Annotated in this window: 5 protein-coding genes and 1 pseudogene; 4 read left to right on the top strand and 2 right to left on the bottom strand. The window is 70.6% G+C overall.

Annotation, left to right across the window (positions count from 1 at the left end):
- Nucleotides 1–167: 167 nt before the first annotated feature.
- Both ACIHCX_RS14780 and ACIHCX_RS14785 read left to right on the top strand, forming a co-directional pair.
- Nucleotides 168–1,280, top strand: a complete 1,113-nt coding sequence (locus ACIHCX_RS14780; RefSeq protein WP_400029350.1) for a hypothetical protein — start codon at nt 168–170, stop codon at nt 1,278–1,280.
- A 224-nt stretch (nt 1,281–1,504) separates the two neighbouring features.
- Nucleotides 1,505–1,681: pseudogene (locus ACIHCX_RS14785) on the top strand (transposase); the annotation flags it as partial.
- On the opposite strand, the gene ACIHCX_RS14790 reads toward ACIHCX_RS14785, so the two are convergent.
- A complete protein-coding gene (locus ACIHCX_RS14790; protein ID WP_400029351.1) occupies nt 1,665–3,281 on the bottom strand; it encodes a BTAD domain-containing putative transcriptional regulator in 1,617 nt (538 codons plus the stop codon). The pseudogene ACIHCX_RS14785 and the gene ACIHCX_RS14790 sit on opposite strands and share 17 nt — an antisense overlap.
- A 111-nt stretch (nt 3,282–3,392) precedes the next feature.
- Here ACIHCX_RS14790 and ACIHCX_RS14795 point away from each other — a divergent pair, with 111 nt between their 5' ends.
- Together ACIHCX_RS14795 and ACIHCX_RS14800 are read left to right on the top strand one after the other, a co-directional pair.
- Nucleotides 3,393–3,857: a MarR family winged helix-turn-helix transcriptional regulator gene (locus ACIHCX_RS14795; protein WP_400029352.1), complete on the top strand. Its 465-nt coding sequence runs from the start codon at nt 3,393–3,395 to the stop codon at nt 3,855–3,857.
- A gap of 163 nt (nt 3,858–4,020) precedes the next feature.
- Nucleotides 4,021–4,644 carry a DedA family protein gene (locus ACIHCX_RS14800; protein WP_400029353.1) on the top strand — a complete coding sequence of 208 codons (624 nt, stop codon included), beginning with the start codon at nt 4,021–4,023 and terminating at the stop codon, nt 4,642–4,644.
- A 100-nt stretch (nt 4,645–4,744) separates the two neighbouring features.
- Here the strand turns inward: ACIHCX_RS14800 and ACIHCX_RS14805 are convergent, their stop codons facing one another.
- Nucleotides 4,745–5,044 carry a hypothetical protein gene (locus ACIHCX_RS14805; protein WP_400029354.1) on the bottom strand — a complete coding sequence of 100 codons (300 nt, stop codon included), beginning with the start codon at nt 5,042–5,044 and terminating at the stop codon, nt 4,745–4,747.
- Nucleotides 5,045–5,323: the final 279 nt, after the last annotated feature.

The following is a 5,323-nucleotide window of genomic DNA, read 5'->3' on the forward strand; positions in this document are numbered from 1 at the left end:
GGGGGTGGGGGTGTCGGGGGGGGTTATTTGGGTGCTCGACACAGGGGGGGGGGTGGGGGCCTGCGCCCCCCGGGCGGTTGGGGGGGGGGGGTCCGGGGGGGGGGGGGGGGCCCCCCCCCCCCCCACCCCCGGGACCCACCACACACCCCGAGCCCACGGAGTCATGCGTGACGACCGCACCTGTCGAGACAACCATCGACGCCAGCGTCTTGAAGGGAGTTGACACTCTGTTCGACGGCTACGCCCAGCTCACCCCCACCGACACCCTGCTGGTCATCTACACCCCGGACTGCCGGGAACAAGCGTCTCTTCTCATTCTCGCCGCCCGTGACCGAGGGGTGGCCACCACGGCACTCGGCATGGCCCCCATCGAGGACCCCGGCTTCCGTGAGCGCCTCAAGGCCGCCCTGCCCTCCCGTGACAGCCTGACCGGCCGCCTGGTCATCATCACCATCGAACGCGACACCATGTCGCACGCCCCCATCCTGCGCCACGAGGTCGACGTCTACAGCGACCAGGTCCTGCCAATCCGCATCATCAACGGCAGCTGGGACTTCTTCCGCCTTGCCCTTGGCCCCACGCCCGCGGAACTCAGCGCCATCAACGCCGGCTTGCTCCACCGCTTCCTCGCCGCCAAGCACCTCGCGGTTACCACCAGCTCCGGCAGCGAACTCGAAATCACCCTGGACAACGACCGCTACCGCTGGCTGAGCAACCGCGGCGTCTGGCGACCCGGCCACTTCGTCATCCTCCCCGCCGGCGAGGTTGCCACCTACCCGGCCTCGGTCACCGGCCGCCTCGTGGCCGACGGAGCATTCAACGTCAACAAGGCCGTCCAACTCGATGCACGCCTGGGGGAGAACCCGCTCACCGTCGACCTCAAGGACAGCAACGTCGTCTCCTACTCTTGCGAGGACGAGAAGATCGCCAAGCTCTTCGAACGCTGCGTCCAGGTCGACCACGGAAACCACGTCGGTGAACTCGGTTTCGGCACGAACACCGGCATCGACGACTTCGTCGGCATGAATTCCCACATCAACGAGCGTCATCCCGGCATCCACCTCGGATTCGGCCAGCACGGCCAGCTCCTAGACGTCGTGGACTACTACACCGACATCCATGTGGACCTCATCACCACCGATGTCACCATTCATATCGACGGCGACTCCGTCCCCCTCACGTCCCGCGCGCTGGCGCCCAGCACCCTTCCGCACCCCACCAACGTCAGCGATGAGGACATCGACAGCAACTGCTGCGGTGCCCGCACCCCCCATGTGTGAGCTGCGCCCCAGCCGATACGCCATCCACTGCGACAGCCGCCAACTGAGCGTTGGTCCTGTCTCCGTCTGAGTTGGTGTCGTTTCCGGAGCCCTGCAGCGCTGGGGTTGCAGGGCCTGCCGGGTCAGTCGACCCGCACGTGACACCTTGGAGCCGTTTCGTTCCGACTCCTTTGTCTGCTCCCACACGCCCCCGAGCGCCTCCTTTTGTCCGCTGACGGGCCCGGCCACGGCGCCGCACGACCTACGGGTACTTCGCCAAGTGGCAACAGGACGGCGTCTTCGAGCAGCTCAGCGGCCTGCTGCGACGCCTGGTCCGCGAAGCCGAGGGCAGGAGCGCGGAGCCGTCGGCCTGCGTGCTGGACTCCCGAACCATCAAGCCCTCCGTCAAAGTCCACCGCGCGGACTAGATGATTGATGTGCTTTTTCAGGCTGCCCGGTCCGGATGCCAGTGGCCGTGTGAGTGTCGTCCATGGCGAGGAGCCGCGCGTACTGCCAGGTCAGTTCGTCCAGGTGGAAGCGGCCCGCTCCGTCGACATGCACCAGGTGCTCCGCGAAGAGGAGGTCGAGCAGGTCCGACACCCGTGCCCGGGGCAGACCCGTCAGCCGCTCCAACGCCGACCGGTCGGCCACCGGAGCGGACAACGATCCGAGGGCGCGGAAGAGCACTTGTGCCTCGTGCCCGAGCCGGCGAACGGACAGGGCGAGTGAGGACCCCACCGACGATCCCCGGTCACCGGTGATCGCCAGACATCCCAGGCGGTTGTCGGTCCGCAGCGCCTGGGCATGGTCTGCGATCCGGCACCGGGGGTGCATCACCATGTTGGCCGCCGCGATGCGCAGCGCGAGTGGGGAATGCCCGCACAGCGCGGCGAGCTCCGCCGTGGCCTCGGGCTCCGCCTCGGTACGGTCGGCACCGACGACGTGCCGGAGCAACTGGTGAGCGTCGACGGGCGGCAGCGGGCCGAGTTGAATCATCCCCACGCCGGCCGTCATCAGCAGGTTGCTGAGCCGGTTGCGGCTCGTGACCAGGGCGAGGGAACCGGGAGCAGGGGGCAATAAGGCCAGCGCCTGCTGCGCGGAGACAGCGTTGTCGAGGACGAGCAGACTCGGACTGCCCGCCAGTTCGCTGTGGTAGAGCGATGTCAACTCGGCCATACCGTGGGGTATCCGTTCGGGGGACATCCCGCGCCAGGTCAGCAGGGTACGCAGGACCTCGGTCGGGGAGAGGACGCGGCGGGCCGAGTAACCCTGCAGGTCGACGATCTCCAGCCCGCCCGGGTAGCGGCCATGATGTCGGCGGGCCCACTCCAGGGCGAGTGCCGTCTTGCCATGGCCAGCGGCGCCCACGATCGCGACCGCGGAGACGGAGTGCCGGGCGCCTTGCGACAGTTCCAGGATCCGGTGCAGTTCGGCTTCCCGGCCGGTGAACCCCGCGGCCGAGGGCGGGACGAACGGGACGGGCGGTGCCGCGCCGGCTGTCGTCCGGTGTCCGCTCCGCTCCGCAGACACGGTGACCGTCTCCCGCCACCGGGCACCGAACAGGCGGCGCGGCCATTCCTCCGGCATCCCGTCTGCCAGCAGGATCATCTCCTGCGCGCGCCGTAGGTCGGGACCGGGGTCCAGCCCGAGATCGGCGGCCAGCCGGGCTCTGGTCTCCTCGTAGACACTCAGGGCCTCGCTCCGCCGCCCAGAGCGGTACAGCACCCCCATGCGTAACAGGGCGATGCGCTCGTGGTGCGGGTGTTCCTGCACCAGCTGGGCCAGTTCCTCCAGCAGGGTGCCGCTGTGCTGACCGAGCGTCAGCCTTGCCTCCGCCCGCAGAGCCGGTCGGAGCGGCCCGAACGGGCGAAGTGGCCAAAGCGGCGCGCCCCCTGCGTCCTTGATGTTGTCGGACGGCTGGGGGTTGTAGTCGACCTTCGCCGAGGCGATCGCGGGCGAGGCCCGGATCGACGGCCGCCAGCCGTCCGGCCAGGCGCGTGGCCCATCCGGTCGTCCCGGCACCGGGAGTTATGTGTGTGCAGCTCACCGCAGAGGCACCCGTCAATAGATGTATCGTACCTGTAATCACGTGTAAGATACATGCGTAGGGCCGACGGCGATGAGGACGGTTGTGTGATCAGCGAACGAATTGACTCGGAGGGTTGGAAGTCGATCGACGTGATCGAGTTCCAGACCGCGATGCTGGTACGCAACCTGGAACTGATCCGGCGGCGCTCGGACTTCTACCAAGAGGTCGACCGGGCCGGCTACCTGCTGCTGCGCGCGCTCGACGTGGTGGGCCCGTCGGACATCGTGACCCTGGCGACCGAGCTGGGGCTGGACGCGTCGACGGTCGCCCGTCAGGTGGCCGCCATGGCGAAGGTGGGGTTCGTCACCCGCACGGCCGCCGACGACCGCCGCCGCACCATCGTGGCGCCGACTGCGGAAGGCCGGGACGCGATGGATGCGGTCTGCCGGCGGCGTCGTACCGGCACCGCGGAGATGCTGGCCGACTGGTCCGAGGAGGACCGCCGTGCGATCGCCGGCCTGTTCGCCCGCTACAACCAGGCGATCACCGACCGCTTCCTGGCGCCGTGACCCCGCCATATCCCCCTACGGCGCGGTCGGAGGGTTCGGCGCTACCGGGGTGAGGCCGTCGGGCAGCGTCCCGCGCGGTGCGTGGGGGACGGTCCGGCACGTGTGCGGCGGCGCGTTGCCGTGCCTGCCGGTGACCGTCGGCCCGGCGTCGTACGGTGTGGACATGGCCCCTCCGCTTCCGGGTCCGCTGGCGCACCTGGCACCGCTGCTCAGCCACTACGGCTACTGGGCCGTCGGGGGCGTGGTCTTCGTGGAGGACTTCGGCGTCCCCGCGCCGGGCGAGACGATCCTGATCGCGGCCGGGGTGTACGCCGGGGCCGGGCAGCTCGACGTCGTGGCCGTGGCCCTGATCGCGTTCGCCGCGGCCGTCGTCGGAGACAACATCGGCTATCTCGTCGGCCACTTCGGCGGACGTGCCTTCGTGCACCGTTGGGGCCGGTACATCTTCCTGACGCCGGAACGGTTCGCGAAGGCCGAGCAGTTCTTCGGCCGGCACGGCGGCAAGATCGTCGTGGTGGCCCGGTTCGTCGAGGGACTTCGCCAGGCCAACGGCATCATCGCCGGCACCACGGGCATGCACTGGCTCCGCTTCCTCGCCTTCAACGCGCTCGGCGCGGCACTGTGGGTCGGCCTGTGGGTGTCCCTCGCCTACGCCGCGGGCACGCACATCGGCACCGTCTACGACGAGGTCCGCCGCTACGAGGTGTACGTACTCGTCGTCCTCGGGGTCCTCGTCGTCGCACTGATCGTGCGCCACCTGCTGCGGCGCAGGCGACGCGAGGACTGACGGCGCCGCGGCGGGTGCCCACGGGAGCACCCGCCGCGGCGCGGGCACACGTCTTCCCCGCGGGCGCGCACGCGCCCACCATCGGAACCGGCCGTGCGGGTCAGCGGCCGTCCCGGCCCGTGGGCTCGTTCAGCGTGCCGGTGTCCCGGCCGCCGTAGCGGCGCGGGGCCCGGTGCGCGTGCCGGTGGTGCGTCGCGGCACCGGCCATGAGACTCGCGCCCAGGCAGAAGAGCAGGGCGAGGGCGAGACCGGCGCTGAAGGCTTCGAGCGTGTTCATGGTGGCGACGTGGTTGCCGAGCACCGAGACCGGATACCGCGGGCCGCCGGACAGGTTGCCGGCGATGGCCAGGCCGGTGAAGGCGGCCGTAGCCGCGAGGAGGAGCAGGCCGATGAGCAGCATGGAAGTCATCCCCTCAATGAGTCACTCACCGAAGCGGGTACCCAGCCCACCCTCGGCAAGCCCACCCCCGCAAGCCCACTCCGGGCAAGCCCACTCCCGGCCGGGACCCTCGGCTCCGCGGAACCCGAACCGAGACGTGGGGGGCCCCCCCGGGGGGGGGCCCCCCCCGCCGGGCCCCCCCCCCCGCCCCCCCCCCCCGGCCCCGCCCCCCCCCCCCCCCCGGGGGGGGCGGCCCCCCCCCCCGCCCCCCCCCCGGTGGGGCACGGGCGCGGCCCCCCC

It is taken from the genome of Streptomyces sp. NPDC052043 (assembly GCF_044548235.1).
Taxonomy (GTDB): domain Bacteria; phylum Actinomycetota; class Actinomycetes; order Streptomycetales; family Streptomycetaceae; genus Streptomyces.